General features: G+C 68.7%; 21 protein-coding genes. 7 read left to right on the top strand and 14 right to left on the bottom strand.

The genetic code is table 11. The annotated features are described in order from the left end of the window. Nucleotides 1–35 precede the first annotated feature (35 nt). Complete coding sequence (locus ABIC29_RS08135) at nt 36–956, bottom strand: heme o synthase (protein ID WP_354244195.1); 921 nt, start codon at nt 954–956, stop codon at nt 36–38. 331 nt (nt 957–1287) lie between these two features. Between ABIC29_RS08135 and tkt the strand changes: the two genes are divergently transcribed. From tkt to ABIC29_RS08100, 7 genes are all read left to right on the top strand, one after another. Beyond that, entirely contained in the window at nt 1288–3381 is a 2094-nt protein-coding gene (tkt, locus tag ABIC29_RS08130) for a transketolase (protein WP_354244192.1), read from the top strand. Nucleotides 3382–3408: 27 nt separating this feature from the next. Continuing rightward, nucleotides 3409–4521 (top strand): transaldolase, encoded by a 1113-nt coding sequence (gene tal / locus ABIC29_RS08125; RefSeq protein WP_354244189.1) that lies wholly within the window; start codon nt 3409–3411, stop codon nt 4519–4521. Next, on the top strand, nt 4518–6122 hold the full coding sequence (locus ABIC29_RS08120; protein WP_354244186.1) for a phosphoglucose isomerase-related protein: 1605 nt from the start codon (nt 4518–4520) through the stop codon (nt 6120–6122). The genes tal and ABIC29_RS08120 overlap by 4 nt, the downstream gene beginning before the upstream one ends. 16 nt (nt 6123–6138) lie before the next feature. Then, the gene (zwf, locus tag ABIC29_RS08115) at nt 6139–7680 is read left to right on the top strand and encodes a glucose-6-phosphate dehydrogenase (protein ID WP_055857665.1); all 1542 of its coding nucleotides are present in this window, start codon (nt 6139–6141) and stop codon (nt 7678–7680) included. Beyond that, nucleotides 7677–8636 (top strand): glucose-6-phosphate dehydrogenase assembly protein OpcA, encoded by a 960-nt coding sequence (locus ABIC29_RS08110; RefSeq protein WP_354244183.1) that lies wholly within the window; start codon nt 7677–7679, stop codon nt 8634–8636. The genes zwf and ABIC29_RS08110 overlap by 4 nt, the downstream gene beginning before the upstream one ends. Next, entirely contained in the window at nt 8633–9403 is a 771-nt protein-coding gene (gene pgl, locus ABIC29_RS08105) for a 6-phosphogluconolactonase (RefSeq protein WP_116081649.1), read from the top strand. Before ABIC29_RS08110 ends, pgl begins: the two co-directional genes overlap by 4 nt. Nucleotides 9404–9604: 201 nt before the next feature. Further along, nucleotides 9605–10195: a dihydrofolate reductase family protein gene (locus ABIC29_RS08100; protein WP_354244180.1), complete on the top strand. Its 591-nt coding sequence runs from the start codon at nt 9605–9607 to the stop codon at nt 10193–10195. 22 nt (nt 10196–10217) lie between these two features. On the opposite strand, the gene ABIC29_RS08095 is transcribed toward ABIC29_RS08100, so the two are convergent. From ABIC29_RS08095 to rpsA, 13 genes are all read right to left on the bottom strand, one after another. After that, nucleotides 10218–10583: an RNA polymerase-binding protein RbpA gene (locus tag ABIC29_RS08095; RefSeq protein ID WP_116081647.1), complete on the bottom strand. Its 366-nt coding sequence runs from the start codon at nt 10581–10583 to the stop codon at nt 10218–10220. Nucleotides 10584–10587: 4 nt separating this feature from the next. After that, on the bottom strand, nt 10588–10839 hold the full coding sequence (secG, locus tag ABIC29_RS08090) for a preprotein translocase subunit SecG (protein WP_055857657.1): 252 nt from the start codon (nt 10837–10839) through the stop codon (nt 10588–10590). Nucleotides 10840–10946: 107 nt separating this feature from the next. Continuing rightward, nucleotides 10947–11735 (bottom strand): triose-phosphate isomerase, encoded by a 789-nt coding sequence (gene tpiA / locus ABIC29_RS08085; RefSeq protein WP_116081646.1) that lies wholly within the window; start codon nt 11733–11735, stop codon nt 10947–10949. Then, nucleotides 11729–12940: a phosphoglycerate kinase gene (locus ABIC29_RS08080; RefSeq protein WP_354244176.1), complete on the bottom strand. Its 1212-nt coding sequence runs from the start codon at nt 12938–12940 to the stop codon at nt 11729–11731. Before ABIC29_RS08080 ends, tpiA begins: the two co-directional genes overlap by 7 nt. Before the next feature lie 11 nt (nt 12941–12951). Continuing rightward, the gene (gene gap / locus ABIC29_RS08075; RefSeq protein WP_116081644.1) at nt 12952–13956 is read right to left on the bottom strand and encodes a type I glyceraldehyde-3-phosphate dehydrogenase; all 1005 of its coding nucleotides are present in this window, start codon (nt 13954–13956) and stop codon (nt 12952–12954) included. A 94-nt stretch (nt 13957–14050) separates the two neighbouring features. Then, complete coding sequence (locus ABIC29_RS08070; protein ID WP_116081643.1) at nt 14051–14677, bottom strand: superoxide dismutase; 627 nt, start codon at nt 14675–14677, stop codon at nt 14051–14053. Between the two features lie 179 nt (nt 14678–14856). Continuing rightward, nucleotides 14857–15837 carry a DNA-binding protein WhiA gene (whiA, locus tag ABIC29_RS08065; RefSeq protein ID WP_354244171.1) on the bottom strand — a complete coding sequence of 327 codons (981 nt, stop codon included), beginning with the start codon at nt 15835–15837 and terminating at the stop codon, nt 14857–14859. A 67-nt stretch (nt 15838–15904) separates the two neighbouring features. Next, complete coding sequence (gene rapZ / locus ABIC29_RS08060) at nt 15905–16777, bottom strand: RNase adapter RapZ (protein ID WP_116081641.1); 873 nt, start codon at nt 16775–16777, stop codon at nt 15905–15907. A 37-nt stretch (nt 16778–16814) separates the two neighbouring features. Continuing rightward, complete coding sequence (gene uvrC / locus ABIC29_RS08055) at nt 16815–18746, bottom strand: excinuclease ABC subunit UvrC (RefSeq protein ID WP_354244168.1); 1932 nt, start codon at nt 18744–18746, stop codon at nt 16815–16817. Between the two features lie 2 nt (nt 18747–18748). Then, the gene (uvrA, locus tag ABIC29_RS08050) at nt 18749–21640 is read right to left on the bottom strand and encodes an excinuclease ABC subunit UvrA (RefSeq protein ID WP_354244165.1); all 2892 of its coding nucleotides are present in this window, start codon (nt 21638–21640) and stop codon (nt 18749–18751) included. Between the two features lie 72 nt (nt 21641–21712). Further along, nucleotides 21713–23779, bottom strand: coding sequence for an excinuclease ABC subunit UvrB (uvrB, locus tag ABIC29_RS08045; protein WP_116081638.1), 2067 nt, complete (start codon nt 23777–23779; stop codon nt 21713–21715). Nucleotides 23780–23852: 73 nt separating this feature from the next. After that, a complete protein-coding gene (gene coaE / locus ABIC29_RS08040) occupies nt 23853–24467 on the bottom strand; it encodes a dephospho-CoA kinase (RefSeq protein ID WP_116081637.1) in 615 nt (204 codons plus the stop codon). Nucleotides 24468–24559: 92 nt separating this feature from the next. Next, nucleotides 24560–26008 carry a 30S ribosomal protein S1 gene (gene rpsA / locus ABIC29_RS08035; protein ID WP_116081636.1) on the bottom strand — a complete coding sequence of 483 codons (1449 nt, stop codon included), beginning with the start codon at nt 26006–26008 and terminating at the stop codon, nt 24560–24562. Between the last annotated feature and the right edge of the window lie 108 nt (nt 26009–26116).

Genomic DNA, 26116 nt, shown 5'->3' with positions numbered 1-26116 from the left:
CCGGGACATCCGACCGCCTCAGGACCGCAGCCGGATCAGAACGGCAGCAGCGGATCGATGCCGACCGCGAGGAAGATGAGCGTCAGGTACGCGATCGAGCCGTGGAAGACGCGCATCGGCGAGACCTGCACGTGGCGGATCGCGAGGTTGTACAGGCGGTGCGTCTCGTAGATGAACCACACGCCCGTGACGAGCGCGACGCTCGAGTAGAGCAGGCCCATGCCGGCCACGGGGATCAGCAGCAGCGAGCACGCGACGGTCGCCCATGCGTAGAGGATGACCTGCAGGCCGACCTGGGCGCGACCGCGCACGACCGCGAGCATCGGCACGCCGGCGGCCGCGTAGTCGTCCTTGTACTTCATCGAGAGCGGCCAGTAGTGCGGCGGCGTCCACAGGAAGATGATCAGGAACAGGATGAACGGCGGCCAGCTCAGGTCGCCCGTGACGGCGGCCCAGCCGATGAGCACGGGCATGCAGCCGGCGATGCCGCCCCACACGATGTTCTGCGCCGTGCGGCGCTTGAGGATCAGGCTGTAGAAGACGACGTACAGCAGGATCGCGGCGAGCGAGAGCGCCGCGGCGACCCAGTTCGTGAACACGCCGAGCCACACGATGGACGCGATGCCGAGGCCGTAGGCGAACACGAGGGCCTCGCGATCGGAAAGCTCGCCCGTGACGAGCGGGCGCCCCTGCGTTCGCTTCATGACGCGATCGATGTCGCGGTCGATGTAGCAGTTGAATGCGCCGGCCGAACCCGCGCTCATGGCGCCGCCGATCAGGGTCGCGACCATGAGCCAGAGGCTCGGCAAGCCGTTCTGGGCGAGGATCATCGTCGGCGCGGTGACCACGAGCAGCAGCTCGATCACGCGCGGCTTCGTCAGCGCCAGGTACGCCGCGAGCTTGCGCTTCAGGGTCGGCTCGGTCGTCGCTTGCCGCGTCTCAACTGCTGCCTGCATCGCTCCTCTTCCGCGCGGGCGCGACGAACACGACGCGGCCCACACGGCATTCTATGTCATGCGGCGTCATCGGCATCCGCGACCCGGCCCCGGCCGTTTCCGCGTTCGACGCGACCTCACACGATGTTCTCGAACCCGTGAACCCACTGTCACGTCCGCGAAACTGAGCCTTTCCATATACTTTGAGCATGCGGGCCTCCCCGCGTTGTTCACGACCCACACACTTCCGCGAAGTGTGCTCGTGCGCGCAGGCGGGCAACGTCGCCGCAGCGATTTCCCTGGCCGACCGAGAATCTCGGGGCCGCTCACCATCGGAAGGAACACTCCACTCGTGACTCACCTGAACTGGGAGACCATCGACGATCGCGCTGTCGACACCGCACGGATCCTGGCGGCCGACGCCGTCGAGAAGGTCGGCAACGGCCACCCCGGCACGGCCATGAGCCTCGCCCCCGCCGCGTACCTGCTGTTCCAGAAGGTCATGCGCCGCGACCCCGCCGACCACCAGTGGCTCGGCCGCGACCGCTTCATCCTCTCGGCTGGGCACAGCTCGCTGACCCAGTACGTGCAGCTCTACCTGGCCGGCGACGGCCTCGAGCTCGACGACCTCAAGTCGCTCCGCACGTGGGGTTCGAAGACCCCCGGCCACCCCGAGTACGGCCACACCGACGGCGTCGAGATCACCACGGGTCCGCTCGGCCAGGGCCTCGCCTCGGCCGTCGGCTTCGCCTACGCCTCGCGCTTCGAGCGCGGCCTGTTCGACCCGGATGCCGCGGCGGGCACGAGCCCGTTCGACCACCACGTGTACGTGATCGCCGGTGACGGCGACCTGCAGGAGGGCATCACGAGCGAGGCGTCCTCGCTCGCCGGCCACCAGCAGCTCGGCAACCTCGTCGTGATCTACGACTCCAACCAGATCTCGATCGAGGACGACACGAACATCGCCTTCACCGAGAACGTCGCCGAGCGCTACGAGGCCTACGGCTGGCACGTGCAGACCGTCGACTGGAAGAAGACCGGGCAGTACGTCGAAGACGTGGCCGAGCTGAACGACGCCATCGAGGCGGCGAAGGGCGAGACCTCGAAGCCCTCGATCATCATCCTCAAGACGATCATCGGATGGCCCTCGCCCGGCAAGCAGAACTCCGGCAAGATCCACGGCTCGGCGCTCGGCGCCTCCGAGCTCGCCGCGACGAAGGAGGTGCTCGGCTTCGACCCCGAGGCGACCTTCGTCGTCGCCGAAGACGTCATCGAGCACACCCGCGGTGCGCACGAGCGCGGCGCCGCGGCCAAGGCCGAGTGGCAGGTGTCCTTCGACGCATGGGCCGCCGCGAACCCCGAGCGCAAGCAGCTCCTCGACCGGCTCGAGGCCGGCGACCTGCCAGAGGGCATCGCCGACGTGCTGCCCGCGTTCGAGGGCGGCACCGAGGTGTCCACACGTGCCGCGAGCGGCAAGGTCATCAACGCGCTCGCCGCGCAGCTTCCCGAGTTCTGGGGCGGGTCGGCCGACCTCGCCGAGTCGAACCTCACGACCATCAACGGCGCCGCCTCGTTCATCCCGGCCGAGTGGTCGACGCACGAGTTCTCGGGCAACCCCTACGGCCGTGTGCTGCACTTCGGCATCCGCGAGCACGCCATGGGCGCGATCATCAACGGCATCGTCCTGCACGGCAAGACGCGCCCGTTCGGCGGCACGTTCCTGATCTTCAGCGACTACATGCGCCCCGCGGTGCGTCTGGCCGCGCTCATGAAGGTGCCCTCGATCTTCGTCTGGACGCACGACTCCGTCGCCCTCGGCGAAGACGGTCCGACCCACCAGCCGATCGAGCAGCTCGCGACGCTCCGCGCGATCCCCGGCTTCACGGTCGTGCGCCCCGCCGACGCGAACGAGACGGCCGCCGCGTGGCTCGAGATCCTCAAGCGCCGCGACGCGCCCGTCGGCATCGCGCTGACCCGCCAGAACATCCCGGTGTTCGCACGCGGCGAGGGCGAGGCATCCGGCGACGTGTTCGCCTCGACCGACGGCGTCGCGAAGGGCGCGTACGTGCTCGCGGATGCGGCATCGGGCACGCCCGACGTGATCCTCATCGCGACCGGCTCCGAGGTGCAGCTGGCCGTCGCGGCCCGCGAGCAGCTCGCCGCCGACGGCATCCAGGCGCGCGTCGTCTCGGCGCCGAGCCTCGAGTGGTTCGAGGAGCAGGATGCCGCGTACCGCGAGTCCGTGCTGCCTGCCGCCGTCACCGCCCGCGTCTCGGTCGAGGCCGGTGTCGCGCTCAGCTGGGGCCGCTACGTCGGCGACCGCGGTCGCAGCGTGTCCATCGAGCACTTCGGCGCCTCCGCCGACTACAAGACGCTCTTCCGCGAGTTCGGCATCACGACCGAAGCCGTCGTCGCCGCCGCCAAGGAATCGCTCGCGTCGGCCTGACGCGAACACGAAGGAGATCTGAGAACCATGAGCACCACCACCCCCACCGCAGACCTGTCCGCCGCAGGCGTCAGCATCTGGCTCGACGACCTGTCGCGCGAGCGCATCGCCTCGGGCGGGCTCGAGAAGCTGATCGCCGAGCGCAACGTCGTCGGCGTCACCACGAACCCCACGATCTTCGCCGGGGCGCTCACGAACGGCGCCGCGTACGCGGACCAGGTCGCAGCCCTGGCCGCCGCCGGAGCCGACGTCGACACCGCCGTGTTCGAGATCACGACCGACGACGTGCGCGCCGCATCCGACATCTTCCGCCCGGTCTACGACGCGAGCAAGGGCTACGACGGCCGCGTGTCGATCGAGGTCGCCCCCGACCTCGCGCACGACACCGACGGCACCATCGCCTCGGCGAAGGCGCTCTGGGCCAAGGTCGACCGCCCCAACGCGATGATCAAGATCCCGGCCACGGTCGAGGGCCTCGACGCCATCACGGCCGCGATCGGCGCGGGCATCAGCGTGAACGTGACGCTGATCTTCAGCCTCGACCGCTACCGCGCCGTCATCGCGGCCTACCTCGCGGGCCTCGAGATCGCGAAGGAGGCCGGCATCGACCTCTCGACCATCCACTCGGTGGCATCGTTCTTCGTGTCGCGCGTCGACACCGAGATCGACAAGCGCCTCGAGGCGATCGGCACCGACGAGGCGCTCGCCCTCAAGTCCAAGGCCGGCGTCGCCAACGCCCAGCTCGCCTACGAGCTGTTCGAGCAGGAGTTCGGCGGCGAGCGTGCCACCGCGCTCCTCGAGGCCGGCGCGAACCGCCAGCGCCCGCTGTGGGCGTCGACGGGCGTCAAGGACCCGGCGCTGCCCGACACGCTCTACGTGACCGGACTCGTCGCGCAGGGCGTCGTGAACACCATGCCCGAGAAGACCCTCGAGGCCACCTTCGACCACGGCGTGATCGAGGGCGACAGCATCACCGGCGCCTACGCATCCGCCGCCGAGGTGCTCGACGCCCTCGCCGCGGTCGGCGTCTCCTACGACGACGTGACGGCACTCCTCGAGCGCGAGGGCGTCGAGAAGTTCATCGTCTCGTGGCACGAGCTGCTCGACACGGTCCGGGGCGCGCTGGAGTCGGCGCGATGAGCTTCCGCATCGCCGTCAGCGGCGCCGCCGCCGAGGCCGTCCGGTCGACCGTCCCCGGCCTCGTGACCGAGCTGCTCGCGAGCGGCATCACCGCCCAGGACGGCTCGCTCTGGGGCCCCGCCGCCGAAGAGGAGTCGTCGAAGCGCCTCGGGTGGACCGAGGCCGTCGCCATCTCCCGTCCGCTGGTGCCCGAGATCGAGGCACTGCGCGCGCAGCTCCACGCCGAGGGCGTCCGTCACATCGTGCTCGCGGGCATGGGCGGCTCCTCGCTCGCGCCCGAGGTCATCACGCGCACCGCCGGCGTCGAGCTGACCGTGCTCGACTCCACCGAGCCCGGCCAGGTTCGCGCGGCACTCGCCGACCGCCTCGCGGAGTCGGCGCTCGTCGTCTCGTCGAAGTCCGGATCGACCGTCGAGACCGACAGCCAGCGTCGCGTGTACGAGCAGGCCTTCACCGAGGCCGGCATCGACCCCGTCTCCCGCATCGTGATCGTCACCGATCCCGGTTCGCCCCTCGACGAGTCGGCGCGTGCCGCGGGCTACCGCGTGTTCAACGCCGACCCGAACGTCGGCGGGCGCTACTCCGCGCTCACCGCGTTCGGCCTCGTGCCGTCCGGACTCGCGGGCGTCGACATCGCCGAGATCCTCGACGAGGCCGAGAGCATCGAGCTCGCACTCGCCGTCGACTCCCCCGAGAACCCCGGACTCGTGCTCGGTGCGGCCATCGCCGCCACGACGCCGCGCCGCGACAAGCTCGCGATCGTCGCCGACGGCACGCACATCGTCGGGTTCGCCGACTGGGCCGAGCAGCTGATCGCCGAGTCGACGGGCAAGGAGGGCACCGGCATCCTGCCCGTCGTCCTCGAGACGGGCGCTCCCGAGCTCTCCGGCGATCTCGCCGACCTCCAGGTCGTGCGCGTCGTCAGCGACGCCGGCCTCGAGCAGCTCGTCGACGACGGCACCGACGAGATCCGCGTCTCCGGCACGCTCGGCGCGCAGCTCCTCGTCTGGGAGTACGCCACCGCCGTCGCCGGTCGGCTGCTCGGCATCAACCCCTTCGACCAGCCCGACGTCGAGTCCGCGAAGATCGCCGCTCGCGGCCTGCTCGACGCACGCCCCGAGCCCACGCCCGCGGCGTTCGTCGCCGCCGGCATCGAGGTGCGCGGCACGCCCGAGGTCATCGGCGCGTCGAGCGACCTCGAGTCCGCGATCGAGGTGCTGCTCGAGGAGCTGCCCGAGAACGGCTACCTCTCGGTGCAGGCCTACGTCGACCGCGTCGCGCACCCCGAGCTCGAAGAGCTCCGGGCACGCCTCGCCGCACGCGCCGGCCGTCCGGTCACCTTCGGATGGGGCCCCCGCTTCCTGCACTCGACCGGCCAGTTCCACAAGGGCGGCCCCGCCGTCGGCGTGTTCCTCCAGGTCACCCAGGCGGTCGCAGAGGACCTCTCGATCCCCGAGCGCCCGTTCACCTTCGGCCAGCTCATCGCCGCACAGGCGTCGGGTGACTCGAGCGTGCTGGCCGACCACGGTCGCCCGGTGCTCACGCTCACCCTCACCGATCCTGCGACGAACGTCGCGGCGCTCTTCGACGCCATCGGCTGATCCAGGAAGGGTCCACATGCCTCCGGCAACCATCTCCGCTGCGCACAACCCGCTGCGGTCCCCGAAGGACTACCGGCTCAATCGCATCGCCGGTCCTTCGAGCCTCATCATCTTCGGCGTGACGGGCGACCTGTCGCGCAAGAAGCTGATGCCGGCCGTGTACGACCTCGCAAACCGAGGCCTGCTCCCTCCCGGATTCGCGCTCGTGGGCTTCGCCCGCCGCGACTGGCAGGACCAGGACTTCGAGAAGGTCGTGCACGACTCGGTGCGGCAGTACGCCCGCACCGAGTTCCGTGAAGACGTCTGGAAGCAGCTCGCCCGAGGCATCCGCTTCGTCCAGGGCGACTTCGACGACGACGCCGCGTTCGATCGCCTCCGCGGCGTCGTCGCCGACCTCGACGCCGAGCGCGGAACGATGGGCAACCACGCGTTCTACCTCTCGATCCCGCCGAAGTCGTTCCCGCTCGTGACGGAGCAGCTCAAGCGCTCCGGGCTCACCGAGCAGAAGGACGGCCAGTGGCGCCGCGTCGTCATCGAGAAGCCGTTCGGCTCCGACCTGAAGACGGCGCGCGAGCTGAACGACGTCGTGGCCTCGGTCTTCCCGCCCGACTCGGTGTTCCGCATCGACCACTACCTGGGCAAGGAGACCGTTCAGAACATCCTCGCCCTGCGCTTCGCGAACCAGCTCTACGAGCCCATCTGGAATGCGAACTACGTCGACCACGTGCAGATCACCATGGCCGAGGACATCGGCGTCGGTGGTCGTGCAGGGTACTACGACGGCATCGGCGCGGCGCGCGACGTCATCCAGAACCACCTGTTGCAGCTCCTCGCGCTCACCGCGATGGAGGAGCCGATCTCCTTCGAGGCCGCCGACCTGCGCGCCGAGAAGGAGAAGATCCTCGCGGCGGTGCGACTGCCGGAGGATCTCGCCACCGGCACCGCGCGCGGGCAGTACGCGGGCGGATGGCAGGGCGGCGAGGAGGTCATCGGCTTCCTCGACGAGGACGGCATGAACCCTGAGTCGCTCACCGAGACGTACGCGGCCATGAAGCTGACCATCGGCACCCGCCGCTGGGCCGGCGTGCCGTTCTACCTGCGGGCGGGCAAGCGCCTCGGGCGCCGCGTGACCGAGATCGCCGTGGTCTTCAAGCGCGCGCCGCAACAGCTCTTCGCCGATAGCCAGACGTCGCAGCTCGGCGAGAACGCGCTCGTCATCCGCGTACAGCCCGACGAGGGCGTGACGATCCGATTCGGCTCGAAGGTCCCTGGCGCCGGCATGCAGGTGCGCGACGTGACCATGGACTTCGGCTACGGCCACGCCTTCACCGAGGCGAGCCCCGAGGCGTACGAGCGGCTCATCCTCGACGTGCTGCTCGGCGACCCGCCGCTGTTCCCCCGCCAAGAGGAGGTCGAGCTCTCCTGGAAGATCCTCGACCCGATCGAGGAGTTCTGGTCCACGCAGGGCCAACCCGAGCAGTACCGCCCCGGCACGTGGGGGCCGGCATCCGCCGACGCCCTGCTCGCCCGCGACGGACGAACCTGGAGGCGCCCGTGATCGTCGACCTGCCCGCCACCACCACCAGCAAGGTCTCGAAGTCGCTCGTCAAGATCCGCGAGGAGAACGGCGTCGTCGCGCTCGGACGCGTGCTGACCCTCGTCATCGCCACGACGCCCGGCGTCGAGGAGGAGGCGATCGAGGCGGCGAACGACGCCTCGCGCGAGCACCCGATGCGCGTCATCGTGGTCTCGGTCGACCCCGATGAGGCCGACGGCGTCGAGCCCCGCCTCGACGCGGAGATCCGAGTCGGCGGCGACGCTGGCGCGAGCGAGGTCATCGTGCTGCGCGCGCACGGCCCCGTCGCCCACGACGAGGAGAGCCTCGTCATGGCGCTCCTGCTGCCCGATGCGCCCGTCGTGACCTGGTGGCCGGGTGCGGCCCCCGCGGTGCCGGGTACGTCGCCGCTCGGTCGCATCGCCCAGCGTCGCATCACGGATGCCTCGAGCCAGCCCGACCCGCAGGCGGCGCTCCGCGCCCTCGTCGACAGCTACACGCCAGGCGATGCCGACTTCGCGTGGACGCGTCTCACCCTGTGGCGCGCCCAGCTGGCCGCGGTGCTCGACCAGCCGCCGTACGCACCGGTCACCGAGGTGCACGTCACGGGTGCGATCGATTCGCCCTCGACGACGCTCCTGGCCGCGTGGCTCCGCATGCAGCTCGATGCGCCGACCGACTTCGTGCTGACGGATGTCTCCGAGGGCTCGCACGGCATCCACGGCGTCACGCTCCAGCGCGAGACCGGACCGATCGAGCTCATCCGCGACGTGCCGGGGGTCGCCACGCTGCGCCAGCCCGGCCAGCCGCTGCACGACGTGGCACTGCCGCGCCGCACGCTCCGCGACTGCCTCGCTGACGAACTCCGCCGACTCGACCCCGATGAGCTGTACGGTGAGGTGATCAGGAGCGGCCTCGCGCTGCTCAGCGAACCGTCGGCCGAGGGAGCCACCGCATGACGAATGAACGCCGCGTACTGGTGCACCCCGACAAGGGTTCGCTGGCGAGCTCGGTGGCGGCACGGTTCATCACGAAGATGCTCGACATCCTCGACGACCAGCCGCTCGCGCACGTCGTGCTGACCGGCGGGTCCATGGCCGGCGCGGTGCTCGAGTCGATCGCCTCCTCCCCCGCCCGCACGAGCATCGACTGGTCGCGCGTGCACTTCTGGTGGGGCGACGAGCGGTGGGTTCCGGCCGACAGCGAGGAGCGCAACGACTGGATCGCCGATCGTGCGCTGCTCGACGACCTCGACCTGCCCGACGAGAACGTGCACCGGTTCCCGGCATCCGACGGAGACCTGACGCTCGACGAGGCGGCGATCGCATTCGCTGCCGAGCTCGCCGCGCACGGTGTCGACGGGGCCGACGCGCCCGCGTTCGACATCACCTTCCTCGGCGTCGGTCCCGACGGCCACATCGCCTCGTTGTTCCCGCATCGCTCCGGCATCCAGGTCACCGATCGATCCGTCATCGCCGTGCGCAACTCCCCCAAGCCGCCGCCCGAGCGTCTCAGCCTCACACGGCCGGTGATCAACGCCTCCCAGCGCATCTGGTTCGTGCTGTCGGGTGCCGACAAGGCGTCGGCCCTCGGACTCGCGCTCGCGGGCGCCAGTCGCGACGAGGTGCCCGTCGCGGGCATCAAGGGCCGACGTCGCACCGTGTTCTTCGTGGACTCGGATGCCGCGGCAGAGGTTCCCGAGGGCCTCATCGCGCGCGACTACTGACGCCGAGCAGACACACGAAGACGGGGCGAGCCATGCGGCTCGCCCCGTCTTCGCATCCGCGCTGTCTCCCGGCGCTTCGCCGTCCGGGCCGGAACGGCGACGGGGATCTCGGGACGCGATGAGCGCCCAAGTGGTGTACTTGGTGTGCCCGCTCCGCACACGACTCCTTGGTGCGGGCCACCCAGGACAGAGGAGAGCGCCGTGGGCAAGGTGGTCATGAACAGCTCGGTGTCGGTCGACGGCTTCATCGCGGACGACGACGACCAACCAGGACCCCTGTTCGAATGGCTGCTCAGCGGTGACGTCCCGTTGGACGAGAGCGGCGCGTTGAAGGTGACGCAGACGTCCTACGACTACACCCGGCCGTACTGGGACGAGATCGGGGTGACGATCGTCGGCCGTCACGTCTTCGACCTGACCGACGGCTGGGACGGAACACCTCCAGGCGGTGTCGCGCACGTGGTCGTCGTGACGCATCGGCCGAACCCTCCGGGCTGGGACCCTGAGGCGCCGTTCCATTTCGTCGACGGCATCGAGGCGGCCATGGCGAAGGCCAAGGAGCTCGCGGGCGACCGCGTCATCGAGGTCGCCGCTGGTGACGTCGGCGGTCAGGTGCTCGCCGCGGGACTCGTCGACGAGGTGCGCATGGACGTCGTGCCCGTCGTGCTCGGCACCGGCAAGCGGTACTTCGGCTCAGTCGACGCACAGCAGCTGCTCGACGACGCCGACGTGGTGATCCCCGGCAACCGCGTGCTGCACCTGCGCTATCAGGTGCGCCGTCGACCGAGCTGAGCCGCCGATGCCCCGGTCGCGGCTAGGCCTTGGGCGCCTGTCCGCGACGCGCACGGAGCTGCGTCAGTGCCTCTTCGAGGAGCGCAGCGGCTTCCTCGTCGCTGCGGCGTTCCTTCACGTAGGCGAGGTGCGTCTTGTACGGCTCGAGCTTCGAGACCGACGGCGGGTTCTCCTTGTCGCGACCGGCCGGCAGCCCCGTGGACGGGCTGTCGATGGTCTCGGGGATCTCCTCTTCGGGCAGGCTCGCGGCGAAGTATCGGACGGTCTCGTTGCCCTGGGCGTCCCAGTAGCTCACGGCGACGCGGTCGGCGTGGAAGCCGCGATCCTGTTCGCCCATGGGGCCGGCGCCGACGCGGGATCCGCGGATGGCACTGTTTCCGGAAGCCATGCGCTCAGATTCCCGAGTCGAACTTCGTGATCAGGCCGAGGATGACGATGCACGTCACCCAGACGAGGCCCAGGATCACGGTGATCCGGTTGAGGTTGCGCTCAGCAACGCCCGACGCACCGAGGCTGGAGGTGACGCCACCGCCGAACATGTCGGACAGACCGCCACCGCGGCCCTTGTGCAGCAGGATGAGCAGCGTCAGCAGGAGGCTCGTGATACCGAGCAGCACCTGCAGGACGACCTGGAGAATCTCCACGGTGAACCTTTCCGGGCACGACAGGGGGGTCTGTGCCGATATACGAGTATAGCCGGACGGAAAGCCGTGGGCCGGAGACACGCGTCTCCGGCCCACGGCTGCCTGAGTCAGGCTCCGACGTGCTTCTTGAAGCGGACGATGCTCGAGAACTCGTCGATGTCGAGGCTCGCGCCGCCGACGAGTGCGCCGTCGACGTTCGGCTCGCGCAGGAACGACGCGATGTTCGCAGCCTTGACCGAGCCGCCGTAGAGCACGCGCGTCGAGCTGGCGACGTCTTCGCCGAAGAGTTCGCGCAGCACGCCGCGGAGCGCCTCGCAGACCTGCTCGGCCTGCTGCGGGGTCGCCGCCTGTCCGGATCCGATGGCCCAGACGGGCTCGTAGGCGATGACGAGGCCCTTCGAGCCGTCGACGCCCTCGAGCGCCGCCTTCAGCTGGGCCACGGGCACGGCGCTCGGGCCGTGCGCCTCGAGGTCTTCTGCCGTCTCGCCGACGCAGAGCACGGGCACGATTCCGTGGCGGTGTGCCGCGAGCACCTTGGCGTTGACGTCGGCATCGGTCTCGCCGTGCAGCGTGCGCCGCTCGGAGTGGCCGATGATCACGTACGCGCATTCGAGCTTCGCGAGGAACGCGCCCGAGATCTCACCCGTGTAGGCGCCCGAGTCGTGAGCCGAGACATCCTGCGCGCCGTAGGCGATGGGCAGGTTGTCGGCCGCGATGAGCGTCTGCACGGAACGGATGTCGGTGAACGGCGGGAAGACCGCGACCTCGGCGTCTGCCGGGTCGTGCTTCGCGTCCTTCAGCGACCACGCCAGCTTCTGCGTGAACGCGACCGCCTGCAGGTGGTCGAGGTTCATCTTCCAGTTGCCTGCGATGAACGGGGTGCGCTTGCCTACCATCCGAGGACCTCCAGTCCGGGGAGCTTCTTGCCCTCGAGGAACTCGAGGCTCGCGCCGCCGCCCGTCGAGATGTGACCGAATTGGTCGTCCGAGAATCCGAGCTGTCGGACCGCGGCTGCCGAGTCGCCGCCGCCGACGACGCTGAGGCCGTCGACCTCGGTGAGCGCCTGCGCCACGGCGCGGGTGCCTGCGGCGAAGGGTGCGAGCTCGAACACGCCCATCGGGCCGTTCCAGAACACCGTCTTCGACGAGCGGATGTACTCGGCGAAGGCGGCCGCGGTCTCGGGGCCGATGTCGAGGCCGAGTCCGGATGATCCGAACGGCGTCTCCTCGATGGCGTCGGCGGCAGCCACCACGTGCTCCGACTCGGCCGAGAACGACGCCGCGACGACGACATCCGTCGGCAGCACGATCGAGACGCCGCGCTCGGCGGCCTCGGCCAGGTAGCCCTTCACGGTCTCGATCTGGTCGGCCTCGAGCAGGCTCGAGCCGACCTTGTGGCCCTGCGCTGCGAGGAAGGTGAAGAGCATGCCGCCGCCGATGAGCAGCGTGTCGACCCGTGGGAGCAGGTGCGCGATGACGCCGAGCTTGTCGGACACCTTCGATCCGCCGAGCACGACCGCGTACGGGCGCTCGGGATTCTCGGTGAGGCGGTCGAGCACGTCGAGCTCGGTGGCGATGAGCAGGCCGGCCGCGCTCGGGCGGAGTTCCTCGAGCTCGAAGACGCTGGCCTGCTTGCGGTGCACGACGCCGAAGCCGTCGGAAACGACCTTGTCGGCGAAGGCGGCGAGCTCGCCCGCGAACGCGGTGCGCTCGGCCTCGTTCTTCGAGGTCTCCCCCGGGTTGAACCGCAGGTTCTCGAGCACGAGGATCTCGCCGTCGGCGAGGTCCTCGACCTTGGCGGTCGCGTCGGCGCCGACGGTGTCGGTCGCGAACGCGACCGGGACGTCGACGAGTTCGCCGAGGCGGGCGGCGACCGGGGCGAGGCTGTACTTCGCGTCGGGGGCGCCTTCGGGCCGGCCGAGGTGGGAGACGACGATCACGCGCGCTCCCTGATCGGTCAACGCGGTGAGTGTCGGCAGCGACGCCCGAACGCGCCCGTCGTCCGTGATGACCCCGTCCTTGAGAGGAACGTTGAGGTCACAACGGACGACGATGCGCGTGCCGGCGAGCGAACCGAGGCTCTCGATCGTTCGCAGTGTCACGATGACGCGATTCAGAGACGTTCGGCGACGTACTCGGTCAGGTCGACGAGACGGTTGGAGTAGCCCCACTCGTTGTCGTACCAGCTCGAGAGCTTCACCTGGTTGCCGATGACGCGCACGAGGCCGGCGTCGAAGATCGACGAGTGCGGGTCGGTGACGATGTCGCTCGACACGATGTCGTCTTCGGTGTACTTGAGGATGCCCTTGAGGGGGCCCTCGGCAGCAGCCTTGTAGGCGGCCTTGACCTCGTCGACCGTGACCGGGGTCTTGGTGGTGACGGTGAGGTCGGTGATCGAGCCGGTGGGCACCGGCACGCGCAGCGCGAAGCCGTCGAGCTTGCCGACGAGCTCGGGCAGCACGAGACCGATGGCCTTGGCCGCACCGGTCGACGTCGGGACGATGTTGATGGCTGCGGCGCGGGCACGACGGAGGTCGCTGTGCGGTCCGTCCTGCAGGTTCTGGTCGGCCGTGTAGGCGTGCACCGTGGTCATCAGGCCGTGCTCGATGCCGAAGGTGTCGTTGAACACCTTGGCGAGCGGCGCGAGGCAGTTCGTGGTGCACGACGCGTTCGAGATGATGTGGTGCTTCTCGGGGTCGTACTCGTGCTCGTTGACGCCGATGACGAACGTGGCGTCCTCGTCGGTCGCGGGAGCGGAGATGAGCACCTTCTTGGCGCCGGCCTCGATGTGCTTGCGGGCGGCGGCGGCCTTCGTGAAGAAGCCGGTCGACTCGATGACGATGTCGACGCCGAGCTCGCCCCACGGGAGGTTGGCGGGGTCGCGCTCCGCGAAGGCCTTGATCGCGGTGCCGTTGACGATGATGTTGTCGTCGTCGTACTCGACCGTCGCGTCCAGGCGACCCGTGATCGAGTCGTACTTCAGCAGGTGTGCGAGCGTCTTGTTGTCGGTGAGGTCGTTGACCGCGACGATCTCGAGATCTGCTCCCTGGGCGAGGGCAGCACGGAAATAGTTGCGGCCGATGCGGCCGAAGCCGTTGATGCCGATCTTTACAGACACGGATCTCTCCTGAATTGACGGTGCGCGAGCGCGCGATTTTTGGGAATGATCGGACGGCGGTGTCCTCGGACGATGCCCGAGGACACCGTCACGTTTACGACAGTAGCAGCAGCCCTGAGGTCTTCTCGTTTGCTGCCGCGAAGCGCTTCTGTACGTTGTCCCAGTCGGCGATCGTCCAGAACGCCTTGACGTAGTCGGCGCGCACATTGCGGTAGTCGAGGTAGTAGGCGTGCTCCCACACGTCGAGCATGAGCAGCGGCACGATGCCGGCCGGCAGGTTGCCCTGCTGGTCGAAGAACTGCACGATGATCAGGCGCTGGCCGAGCGAGTCCCAGGCGAGCACGGCCCATCCGGAGCCCTGCACGCCGAGCGCGGTGGCGGTGAAGTGCGCCTGGAAGGCGTCGAACGAACCGAACTGGTCGTCGATGGCCGCCGCGAGCTCGCCCGTGGGCTTGTCGCCGCCGTTCGGCGAGAGGTTGGTCCAGAAGATCGAGTGGTTGATGTGACCGCCGAGGTTGAACGCGAGGTCCTTCTCGAGCTTGTTCACGTTGGCGAGGTTGCCCGTCTCGCGCGCCTCGGCGAGCTGCGCGAGGGCGGTGTTCGCACCGGTCACGTACGCCTGGTGGTGCTTCGAGTGGTGCAGCTCCATGATGGTGCCGCTGATCGCCGGCTCGAGCGCCGAGTAGTCGTAGGCGAGATCGGGGAGGGTGTAGTCAGCCATTGCTTCTCCTTGTCAGATGCCGGGCGTTCCGGGCCTCTGCCCGGTGTTCCGCGGCTGCGCATTCGAGTCTATGCCCGCTGCCGGGAAGGGCGGGCCGGGGTTGACGTTCGATGACACCCGGCTGCAGGGTCGACGGATCGACGGATGCCGCGGCATCCGTCGATCCGGACCGGACGGGTCTAGACGTCGTCGAGGTCGGCCGGAAGGCTCGCCTCGGTGCCTGGCACCCCGAGCGCCGCGGCACGGTTGTCGGCCATCGCGAGCAGGCGGCGGATGCGACCGGCGACGGCGTCCTTCGTCATGGGCGGGTCGGCGTGGTGGCCGAGTTCGTCGAGGCTCGATTCGCGGTGGGCGAGACGCAGTTCGCCGGCGTACTTCAGGTGCTGCGGGATGTCGTCGCCGAGCAGTTCCATCGCACGCTCGACGCGGGCGCACGCGGCGACCGCGGCCTGCGCCGACCGACGCAGGTTCGCGTCGTCGAAGTTCACCAGGCGGTTCGCCGTCGCACGCACCTCGCGGCGCTGCCGCAGTTCCTCCCAGTTGCGCACGGTGCCGCTCGCGCCCATGAGCGAGAGCATGGCGCTGATGGCCTCGCCGTCGCGGATGACGACGCGGTGCACGCCGCGCACCTCGCGGGCCTTCGCCGAGATGCCGAGCCGGCCCGCCGCACCGACGAGGGCCATGGCCGTCTCGTTGCCTGGGCAGGTGATCTCGAGCGCGGCTGACCGACCGGGGTCGGTCAGGCTGCCGTGTGCGAGGAACGCTCCGCGCCAGACCGCGGCGACCTCGTCGCGCGATCCCGTCGTGAGCTTGTTCGGCAGGCCGCGCACCGGCCGGCGACGCGCGTCGAGCAGGCCGGTCTGGCGAGCGAGCGTCTCACCGCCGTCGAGCACGCGGAGCAGGAACTGGTTCGAGCGGCGGATGCCGGAGGGCGCGATGACCGAGACATCCGGCCGCACGCCGTAGAGCTCGCCCAGGTCGCGCGTCACGCGCTTGGCGGTCGTCGGGGAATCCAGTTCGGCCTCGATCGCGATGCGACCGGAGATGATGTGCAGGCCACCGGCGAACCGGAGCACGGAGGCCAGCTCGGCCGCGCGGACGCTCGTCTTCGAGACCTCGACGCGGGCCAGTTCTTCTTTCACATCCGCGGTCAATGCCACCTCGTGATCCTTCCTTTGGGTGGATACGCGGGAACGGCGCCCCACGCGTCATGGACAAGTCGAACGGTCACTCGCGCCCGAGGTCGCGGTGCCGGACGCTGACGGCGAGGTCGGGGAACGCGGCGAGCCGAGCGGCGAGCTCGCGGACCATCGCCACCGAACGGTGCTTGCCGCCGGTGCAGCCGACGGCGATCGTCGCGTGGCCCTTGTTCTCGCGCCGGTAGCCGCTCAGCACCGGCTCGAGCGCCTTCACGTAGGCGTCGACGAACTCCTGCGCACCGGGCTGACGCAGCACGTAGTCGGAGACCGCGGGATCCTCGCCCGTGAGGTTGCGCAGCTCGCCGATCCAGAACGGGTTCGGCAGGAACCGGGCGTCGGCGACGAGGTCGGCGTCGGTCGGCAGCCCGTACTTGAAGCCGAAGCTCAGCAGCGTGACGCGGACGCCCGCCCGGCCCGCCTCGGCGAAGCTGTCGGTGATGAGGTTCGCGAGCTGGTGGATGTTGAGCTCGGACGTGTCGATCACCAGGTCGGCGGCCTCGCGGAGCTCGGCCAGTCGAGAACGCTCGGCCCCGATGCCGTCGAGCAGCGTGCCGTTGCCCTGCAGGGGGTGCGGGCGACGCACCGCCTCGAAACGACGCACGAGCACCGAGTCGGTCGCGTCGAGGAACACGACGCGCACGTTCACGCCCGTGCGGAGCGCCTGGATGATCTCGCGGAGCTCGGCGAAGAAGTCGCGGCCGCGGATGTCGACCACGGCGGCGATGCGCGGCAGCGAGGCGCCGGCGCGCTCCACGAGCTCGACCAGCGGCCGCAGCATCTGCGGCGGGAGATTGTCGACCACGTACCAGCCGAGGTCTTCGAGGGCGTTGCCGACGGTCGAACGACCGGCCCCCGACATCCCGGTGACGATGAGCATCTCCTGCTCGACCTCGGTTGCCATCGCCTCGGTTCCCCTTCCCGCACGTCGAGAACCAAGCCTAGCGGGGTTGGGCTGCGGCACCGGCGCGAAGCTCCTCGTGCACCACGGCCGCGAGCGTCGGGCCGAAGCCGTCGACACTGCCGATCTCGTCGACGGATGCCGCGCGCAGGCGCTTCACGGAACCGAAGTGCCGTAGCAGCGTCTTGATCCTGGTGGGGCCGAGGCCGGGGATCTCGGCGAGCACCGAGGAGATGTCGCGCTTGCGGCGCTGCCGTTGATGCGTGATCGCGAACCGGTGCGCCTCGTCGCGCACGCGCTGGAACAGGAACAGCGCATCGCTGTTGCGCGGCAGGATCACGGGATAGTCGGCGTCGGGGGTCCAGATCTCCTCGAGGCGCTTCGCGATGCCGCAGAGGTAGATGCCCTCGACACCGGACTCCGCGAGCGCCCTCGCCGCGGCCGCGACCTGCGGCTCGCCGCCGTCGACCACGAGCAGGTTCGGCCGATACGAGAACTTCGAACGGCGCGTGCCGTCGACCACCTCGGCGTCGCGTGCACCGTCAGCACCCTCTGCGCCGTCTGCGCCATCGGCGCCAGCGCGCTCGGTCGGCGCCGCGAGGTACGCGAGCCGCCGGCTCAGCACCTGGTGGATCGAGTCGGTGTCGTCGGTCGACTCGGGGATCGTGAACCGCCGGTACTCGTCTTTGCGGGGCAGGCCGTCTTCGAAGACGACCATGGAGGCGACGATGTTCGTGCCGCTCAGGTGGGACACGTCGAAGCACTCGATGCGCAGCGGGGCATCCGCCATGCCGAGCGCCTCCTGGATGTCCTCGAGTGCGCGTGAACGCGTCGTGAAGTCGGCGCTGCGCCTCGTCTTGTAGAGCATGAGCGACTGCTTCGCATTCTGCGTGGCCGTTGCGAGCAACGCCGCCTTGTCGCCGCGCTGCGCGGCCCGCAGGCGCACCTTGCGCCCTGCCCGATCGGTGAGCCAGGTCTCGAGCGCCGCGGCGTCGTCGGGCAGCTCGGGCACCACGACCTCGCGCGGCGGGGAGAGCTGCCCGCCATAGGCGTTCTGCACGACCGAGTCGACGAGGTCGCCGATGGGCACGTCGAGCTCCTTGTCGACGGTCCATGAGTGGACACCGCGCACCCGACCGCCGCGGACGACGAAGATCTGCACGGCTGCGGCGAGTTCGTCGTGGTCGATGCCGAACACGTCGACGTCGACGTCGTCGCGGAGCACGACCGCGCTCTTCTCGAAGAACTCGGTCGCCGCCTGCAGTTGGTCGCGCCTGCGCGCGGCGGTCTCGTACTCGAAGGCGGCGGATGCCTCGTGCATCTGCTGCGAGAGCTCGTCGACGATGCGGCGATCCTGGTTCGTCATGAACGAGACGAAGCGCTCCACGTTGGCGCGGTGCTCCTCGATGCCGACCTGCCCTGAACACGGACCGAAGCATCGACCGATCTGGCCGGCGAAGCACGGCCGGCCGGTGGCCATCGCGCGCCGGTAGTCGGAGTCCTTGCAGGTTCGGATCGGGAACAGTTTCAGGAGCAGCTCGAGGGTCTCGTTGACGGCCCACACCTTCGGGTACGGCCCGAAGTACCGTGCGCCGGGGATGCCGCTGCGGCGCGTGACGATCGCGCGCGGCGCCTCGTCGGCGAGCGTCACCGCGAGGTACGGGTACGACTTGTCGTCGCGGTACTTCACGTTGAACGGCGGATCGAACTCCTTGATCCACGTGTACTCGAGCTGCAGCGCCTCGACGTCGTTGCCGACGACCGTCCATTCGACCGAGGTCGCGGTCGTCACCATGCGGCGCGTGCGCTCGTGCAGGGTGCGCAACGGGGCGAAGTAGTTCGAGAGCCGCGCGCGCAGGTTCTTGGCCTTGCCGACGTAGAGCACGCGGCGGTCGTCGTCGCGGAATCGGTAGACGCCCGGCGCGGTCGGGATCTCCCCCGCCTTCGGGCGGTAGGCGAGCGCGTCGCTCATGGTCAGCTGGCGACTTCGACGCCCGCTCGCGCGACGTCGAAGATCTCACGCAGGAAGTACCCGGTGTGGCTCTCGGAGACCGCGGCGACCTGCTCGGGCGTGCCGGTGGCGACGATCTGACCGCCGCCGGAACCGCCCTCGGGGCCGAGGTCGATGATCCAGTCGGCGGACTTGATCACGTCGAGGCTGTGCTCGATGACGATCACCGTGTTGCCCTTGTCGACGAGCTTGCCGAGCACCTTCAGGAGTTTTCGCACGTCCTCGAAGTGCAGGCCAGTGGTGGGCTCGTCGAGCACGTACACGCTGCGGCCGTTGGACCGACGCTGCAGCTCGGTCGCGAGCTTGACGCGCTGAGCCTCGCCGCCCGAGAGCGTGGTCGCGCTCTGCCCGAGCTGCACGTAGCCGAGGCCCACGTCGACCAAGGTCTTGAGGTAGCGATGGATCGCCGAGATCGGCTCGAAGAACTCCGCGGCCTCGCTGATCGGCATCTGGAGCACCTCGGCGATGTTCTTGCCCTTGTAGTGCACCTGCAGGGTCTCGCGGTTGTAGCGCTGGCCGCCGCAGACCTCGCATGCCACGTAGACGTCGGGCAGGAAGTTCATCTCGATCTTGATCGTGCCGTCGCCCGAGCACGCCTCGCATCGACCGCCCTTGACGTTGAAGCTGAACCGCCCGGGCAGGTAACCACGCGCCTTCGCCTCGTTGGTCTCGGAGAACAATGTGCGGACGCGGTCGAACACGCCCGTGTAGGTCGCCGGGTTGGAGCGCGGGGTGCGACCGATCGGCGCCTGGTCGACGTGCACGACCTTGTCGAGCTGGTCGAGCCCGGTCACGCGACGGTGACGGCCGGGCAGCTTGCGCGCGCCGTTGAGACGGTTGGCGAGCACTCGGTACAGGATGTCGTTGACGAGCGAGGACTTGCCCGAACCGCTCACTCCGGTCACCGCCGTGAACACGCCGAGCGGGAAGTCCACGTCGACGCCGCGGAGGTTGTTCGCCTCGGCGCCCTGCACCGAGATCATGCGTTCGGGGTCGATCTGGCGTCGACGCTCGGGGATCGCGATCTCCTTGCGGCCCGAGAGGTAGTCACCGGTCAGCGAGCGCGTGTTCTTCAACAGGTCGCCGTAGCTGCCCGAGTGCACGACGGTGCCGCCGTTGACTCCGGCACCCGGGCCGATGTCGACGATCCAGTCGGCAGTGCGGATGGTGTCCTCGTCGTGCTCGACCACGATGAGCGTGTTGCCGAGGTCGCGCAGCGCGATGAGCGTGTCGATCAGACGTCGGTTGTCGCGCTGGTGGAGGCCGATGCTCGGCTCGTCGAGCACGTAGAGCACGCCGGTGAGTCCGGAACCGATCTGCGTCGCGAGTCGGATGCGCTGCGCCTCGCCGCCGGAGAGGGTCGCCGCTGCCCGCGAGAGGTCGAGGTAGCTGAGCCCGACGCGGATGAGGAAGTCGAGCCGGAGTTTGATCTCGCGCAGCACCTGCGCGGCGATCGCCTGCTCGCGGTCGGTGAGCTCGAGGCGGTCCATGAACGAGCGCGCGTCGGTCAGGCTCAGGAGCCCGACATCCGCGATGCTCGCGTCGTGGATGAGCACCGAGAGCACCTCGGGCTTGAGGCGCTTGCCCTTGCAGACCGGACACGGCACCTCTCGCAGGTACTCCGACCACCGCACGCGCTGCGCGTCGGTCTCTGCCTGGAGGTACTGGCGCTCGATGTAGGGCACGACGCCCTCGAAGCCCGACGTGTAGCTCATCTCGCGGCCGTAGCGGTTGCGCCACTTCACCTTGACCTCGAAGTTGTCGCCTCGGAGCACGGCATCGCGGGCGGCCTCGTCGAGCTCCTCCCAGGGGGTGTCGAGCGAGAACCCGAGGTCGCGTGCGAGCCCGACGAGCAGTTTCTCGTAGTAGTTGTAGAGGCTCTTGCCCTGGGAGGTCCAGGGGATGATGACGCCCTCGGCGATGCTCAGGGATGGATCGCCGAGCAGCAGCTGCTCGTCGACGGCCATGCGCGTGCCGAGCCCCGAGCACTCGGGGCATGCGCCGAACGGCGCGTTGAACGAGAAGGTCCGAGGCTCGATCTCGGTCAGCTGGATGGGGTGCTGGTTCGGGCACGAGAGCTTCTCGGAGAACATGTCCCAGGCGTCTGGGCCGGTCTCGTCGACGTAGTTGATCTGCACCAGGCCATCGGTCAGGCGAAGCGCCGTCTCGAGCGAGTCGGTCAGACGACCCAGCACGTCGGGCCCGGCCACGAGCCGGTCGACGACCACTGAGATGTCGTGCTTGACCTGCTTCTTCAGCGTCGGCGGCTCGTCGAGGCGGATGAGCTCGCCGTCGACTACCGCGCGCGAGTAGCCGCCGGCGGCCAGTTCGCGGAACAAATCGACGAACTCGCCCTTCTTCTGCGAGACGACCGGGCTCAGGACCTGGAAGCGCACGCCGTCGTCGAGCTGCATCAGCTGGTCGGCGATCTGCTGGACGGTCTGACGCTGGATCCGCTCACCGCAGACGGGGCAGTGCGGCACGCCGATGCGGGCCCACAGCAGCCTCATGTAGTCGTAGATCTCGGTGATCGTGCCGACGGTCGAACGCGGGTTGCGGTTCGTCGACTTCTGGTCGATCGAGACGGCGGGGCTGAGGCCCTCGATGAAGTCGACGTCGGGACGATCGACCTGCCCGAGGAACTGCCTCGCGTACGCCGAGAGGGACTCGACGTAGCGCCGCTGGCCTTCGGCGAAGATCGTGTCGAACGCGAGCGACGACTTGCCAGACCCCGAGAGGCCGGTGAAGACCACCATCGCGTCGCGTGGGATCTCGACGTCGACGTCTCGGAGGTTGTGAACGCGGGCACCGCGGACACTCAGGTGCGAATGGGCATCGAGACGTGAAACAGGCACTCTTCGAGTCTAGGCAGACCCACCGACACGAACGCCGTGAGGGCACGCGCTCTCAGCGAACATATGTTCGATTCAGGCGAGGTGCCCGGCTTTCTCCATCTGACGGAGCTCCCGTTTCAGCTCGGAGACCTCGTCGCGGAGGCGGGCCGCGAGCTCGAACTTCAGCTCGCCGGCGGCGACGAGCATCTGGTCGTTCAGGTCGCGGATGAGTTCCTCGAGGTCGTTCGCGCCCTCGGCGGCGATGCCCTGACGCCGGAGGTTCGGAACCGGAGCCTTCTTGCGCGAGTCGCGACCGGCGAGGAGGGCGGCCGTGTCGGCCTCTTCGCGAGCGAGCAGTTGGGTGATGTCGGCGATGCGCTTGCGCAACGGCTGCGGATCGATGCCGTTGACCCGGTTGTACTCGATCTGGCGCTCACGGCGCCGCTCGGTCTCATCGATCGCGGCGTTCATCGAATCGGTGAGCACGTCGGCGTACATGTGCACCTCGCCCGAGACGTTTCGAGCCGCGCGGCCGATCGTCTGGATCAACGACGTCGAGGAGCGCAGGAACCCCTCCTTGTCGGCGTCGAGGATCGCCACGAGCGATACCTCGGGCAGGTCGAGGCCCTCCCGCAGCAGGTTGATGCCGACGAGGACGTCGTAGACGCCGGCCCGCAACTCGGTCAGCAGCTCGACCCGGCGCAGCGTGTCGACATCCGAGTGCAGGTAGCGAACCCGGACCCCGGCCTCGGTGAGGTAGTCGGTGAGTTCCTCGGCCATGCGCTTCGTCAGCGTCGTGACGAGCACGCGCTCGTCGCGGTCGGCGCGGACCCGGATCTCTTCGAGGAGGTCGTCGATCTGCCCCTTGGACGGCTTCACGACGATCTGCGGGTCGACGAGCCCCGTCGGTCGGATGATCTGCTCGACCACGCCGTCGGCGATGCCCATCTCGTAGCGGCCGGGGGTCGCCGAGAGATAGACGGCCTGGCCCACTCGATTCTTGAACTCGTTCCACTTCAGCGGCCGGTTGTCGAGGGCGCTCGGCAACCGGAACCCGTGCTCGACCAGGGTTCGCTTGCGCGAGGAGTCGCCCTCGTACATCGCGCCGATCTGCGGAACCGTCACGTGCGACTCGTCGATGACGACGAGGAAGTCGTCGGCGAAGTAGTCGAGGAGGCAGTGCGGGGCCTCCCCCGGGGCGCGGCCGTCGATGTGACGCGAGTAGTTCTCGATGCCCGAGCAGAAGCCGATCTGCTCCATCATCTCGAGGTCGAACGTCGTGCGCATGCGCAGGCGCTGCGCCTCGAGCAGCTTGCCCTCGCGCTCGAGCTCCGCGAGGCGCTGCTCGAGTTCGATGCGGATCGTGCCGATGGCGCGCTGCATGACGTCGGTGCTCGCGACGTAGTGCGAGCCGGGGAACACGGGCACGGCATCGAGCTTGGCCACGACCTGGCCTGTCAGTGGATGCAGGCTGTACAGCGCCTCGATCTCGTCGCCGAACATCTCGATGCGGATCGCGAGCTCTTCGTACACCGGAATGATCTCGATCGTGTCGCCGCGCACGCGGAACGTGCCGCGCGAGAACTCGACGTCGTTGCGCTGGTACTGCATGGAGACGAACTTGCGGATGAGCCAGTCGCGGTCGACCTGCTGACCGACCTGCAGCGGCATCATCGCCTTGAGGTATTCTTCGGGCGTGCCGAGACCGTAGATGCACGAGACGGTCGACACGACGACCACGTCGCGCCGGCTCAGCAGCGAGTTCGTGGTCGAGTGCCGTAGCCGCTCGACCTCGGCATTGACCGAGGAGTCCTTCTCGATAAAGGTGTCGGTCTGCGGCACGTAGGCCTCTGGCTGGTAGTAGTCGTAGTACGAGACGAAGTACTCGATGGCGTTGTTCGGCATGAGTTCGCGGAACTCGTTCGCCAGCTGGGCCGCGAGCGTCTTGTTGTGCGCGAGCACGAGGGTCGGGCGCTGCACCTGCTCGATGAGCCATGCCGTCGTCGCCGACTTGCCGGTGCCCGTGGCGCCGAGCAGGACGACGTCGGTCTCGCCGGCGTTGATGCGCCCCGCGAGTTCGGCGATCGCCGCCGGCTGGTCGCCGCTCGGCACGTACTCGCTGACGACCTCGAACGGTCGGACGGATCGGGTGGCCTGCATGCTTCCAGTCTAGGTTCGACCTCTGACACGACGGCCGGAACAGCCGATCTCAGGTGCGCGGCACGACAGTGGTCTACGCGCGAGCAGCGCGCTCGTCGAGGATTCGGAACCAGAGCGCGTCGGCCTGGCTCATCGTGTGCGCGAGCGACCCGTCGGTGTCGATCACGACGTCGGCGACGGCGAGGCGCTCGGTGTTCGCGACCTGGGCGTCGACTCTCGCCGCTGCCTGCATCGGGTCGAGGCCGCGTTCCTCGACGAGGCGCCTCAGCTGGGTGCGGCGGGGGGCGCTCGTCACCACGATCAGGTCGAAGGGGTGATCGACGGATGCCTCGACGAGCAGCGGCACGTCGTAGACGACGATCGCGTCGGGGTCGGCCTCCTCGGCTTTCGCGAAGAGCCTGCCCGAGAGCTCGCGCACCGCGGGATGCACGATCGCGTTCAGATCGGCCCGCGACTCGTCGTCGTTGAACACGAGCTCGCCGAGCTTCGCACGGTCGAGCGTGCCGTCGGGGTGGAGCACTCCGCTGCCGAACCGATCGACGATCGCCGCCAGTGCCGGCGTACCGGGCTCGACGACCCGCCTGGCCAGATGGTCGGCGTCGATATGCACGGCACCGTGCTCGTAGAGTCGCCTGGCGACCGTGGACTTTCCTGAGGCGATGCCGCCGGTGAGGCCGATCAGATACACGCCTCCACTCTAGCGAGGCGGCACCGGGCCGTGGAACGCCGGAAGGCCGGCCCCCGAGGGGACCGGCCTTCCGTGTACGGAACGAATCCGAACTAGTTGCTCGACAGCTTCTCGCGCAGCGCAGCGAGCGAAGCGTCGTCGGCGAGGGTACCCGCGCCGGCCGTCTCGCTCGAGTACGAAGCGGTGCCCGCACCGAACGAGTCGTCGGAAGCAGCAGCAGCGTTCGCCGAGGCGACCTGCTTCTTGTGCGCTTCCCAACGCTCCTGAGCGGCAGCGTAGTCCTGCTCCCACTTCTCGCGCTGGGCCTCGAAGCCTTCACGCCACTCGTTGGTCTCGGGGTCGAAGCCCTCCGGGTACTTGTAGTTGCCCTGCTCGTCGTACTCCGTGAGCATGCCGTAGAGCGCCGGGTCGAACTCGGTGCCCTCGGGGTCGACGCCCTCGTTCGCCTGCTTCAGCGAGAGGGAGATGCGACGACGCTCGAGGTCGATGTCGATGACCTTGACGAAGACCTCTTCGCCGACCGACACGACCTGCTCTGCGAGCTCGACGTGCTTGCCGGACAGCTCCGAGATGTGCACGAGGCCCTCGATGCCGTCTGCGACACGAACGAACGCGCCGAACGGAACGAGCTTGGTGACCTTACCCGGTGCGACCTGGCCGATCGCGTGGGTACGGGCGAACACCTGCCACGGGTCCTCCTGCGTCGCCTTGAGCGACAGCGAGACGCGCTCGCGGTCGAGCTCGACGGAGAGCACCTCGACGGTGACCTCCTGGCCGACCTCGACGACCTCGCTGGCGTGCTCGATGTGCTTCCACGAGAGCTCGGAGACGTGCACGAGACCGTCGACGCCACCCAGGTCGACGAACGCACCGAAGTTGACGATCGACGAGATGACACCCTTGCGGATCTGGCCCGGGTGCAGGTTGGCGAGGAAGGTCGAACGCGACTCGGACTGCGTCTGCTCGAGAAGCGCGCGGCGCGAGAGCACGACGTTGTTGCGGTTCTTGTCGAGCTCGAGGATCTTCGCCTCGATCTCCTGGCCGAGGTACGGCGTGAGGTCGCGCACGCGGCGGAGCTCGATGAGCGACGCCGGGAGGAAGCCGCGGAGACCGATGTCGACGATCAGGCCGCCCTTGACGACCTCGATGACCGTACCGGTCACGACGCCATCGGCTTCCTTGATCTTCTCCACGTCGCCCCACGCGCGCTCGTACTGCGCACGCTTCTTGGACAGGATGAGGCGGCCTTCCTTGTCCTCCTTCTGGAGGACGAGCGCCTCGACGGTGTCGCCGACGCCGACGACCTCGCTGGGGTCGACATCGTGCTTGATGGAAAGCTCACGCGAGGGGATGACACCCTCGGTCTTGTAGCCGACGTCGAGGAGCACCTCGTCGCGGTCGATCTTCACGACGGTACCCTCGATGAGGTCGCCGTCGTTGAAGAACTTCAAAGTCTTCTCGACCGCGGCGAGGAAATCGTCAGCAGATCCGATGTCGTTGATAGCGACCTGCTTGGGTGCCTTGGTCGTTGCGGTTGTCATGTAGTGAATGCTCCGTAAAGGACAGAATCGAGCCCATCGCGCGAGAGAGCGTTGTGTTGGTTCCGCGATGGGCATGCGGACAGGATCGTCACAGAAGTGACAATCTAT

The sequence above is a fragment of the Agromyces sp. PvR057 genome, assembly GCF_040547485.1.
Classification (GTDB): Bacteria; Actinomycetota; Actinomycetes; order Actinomycetales; family Microbacteriaceae; genus Agromyces.
The sequence above is the reverse complement of the archived record's forward strand: the minus strand, read 5'-3'. Positions and strand labels throughout refer to the sequence as shown.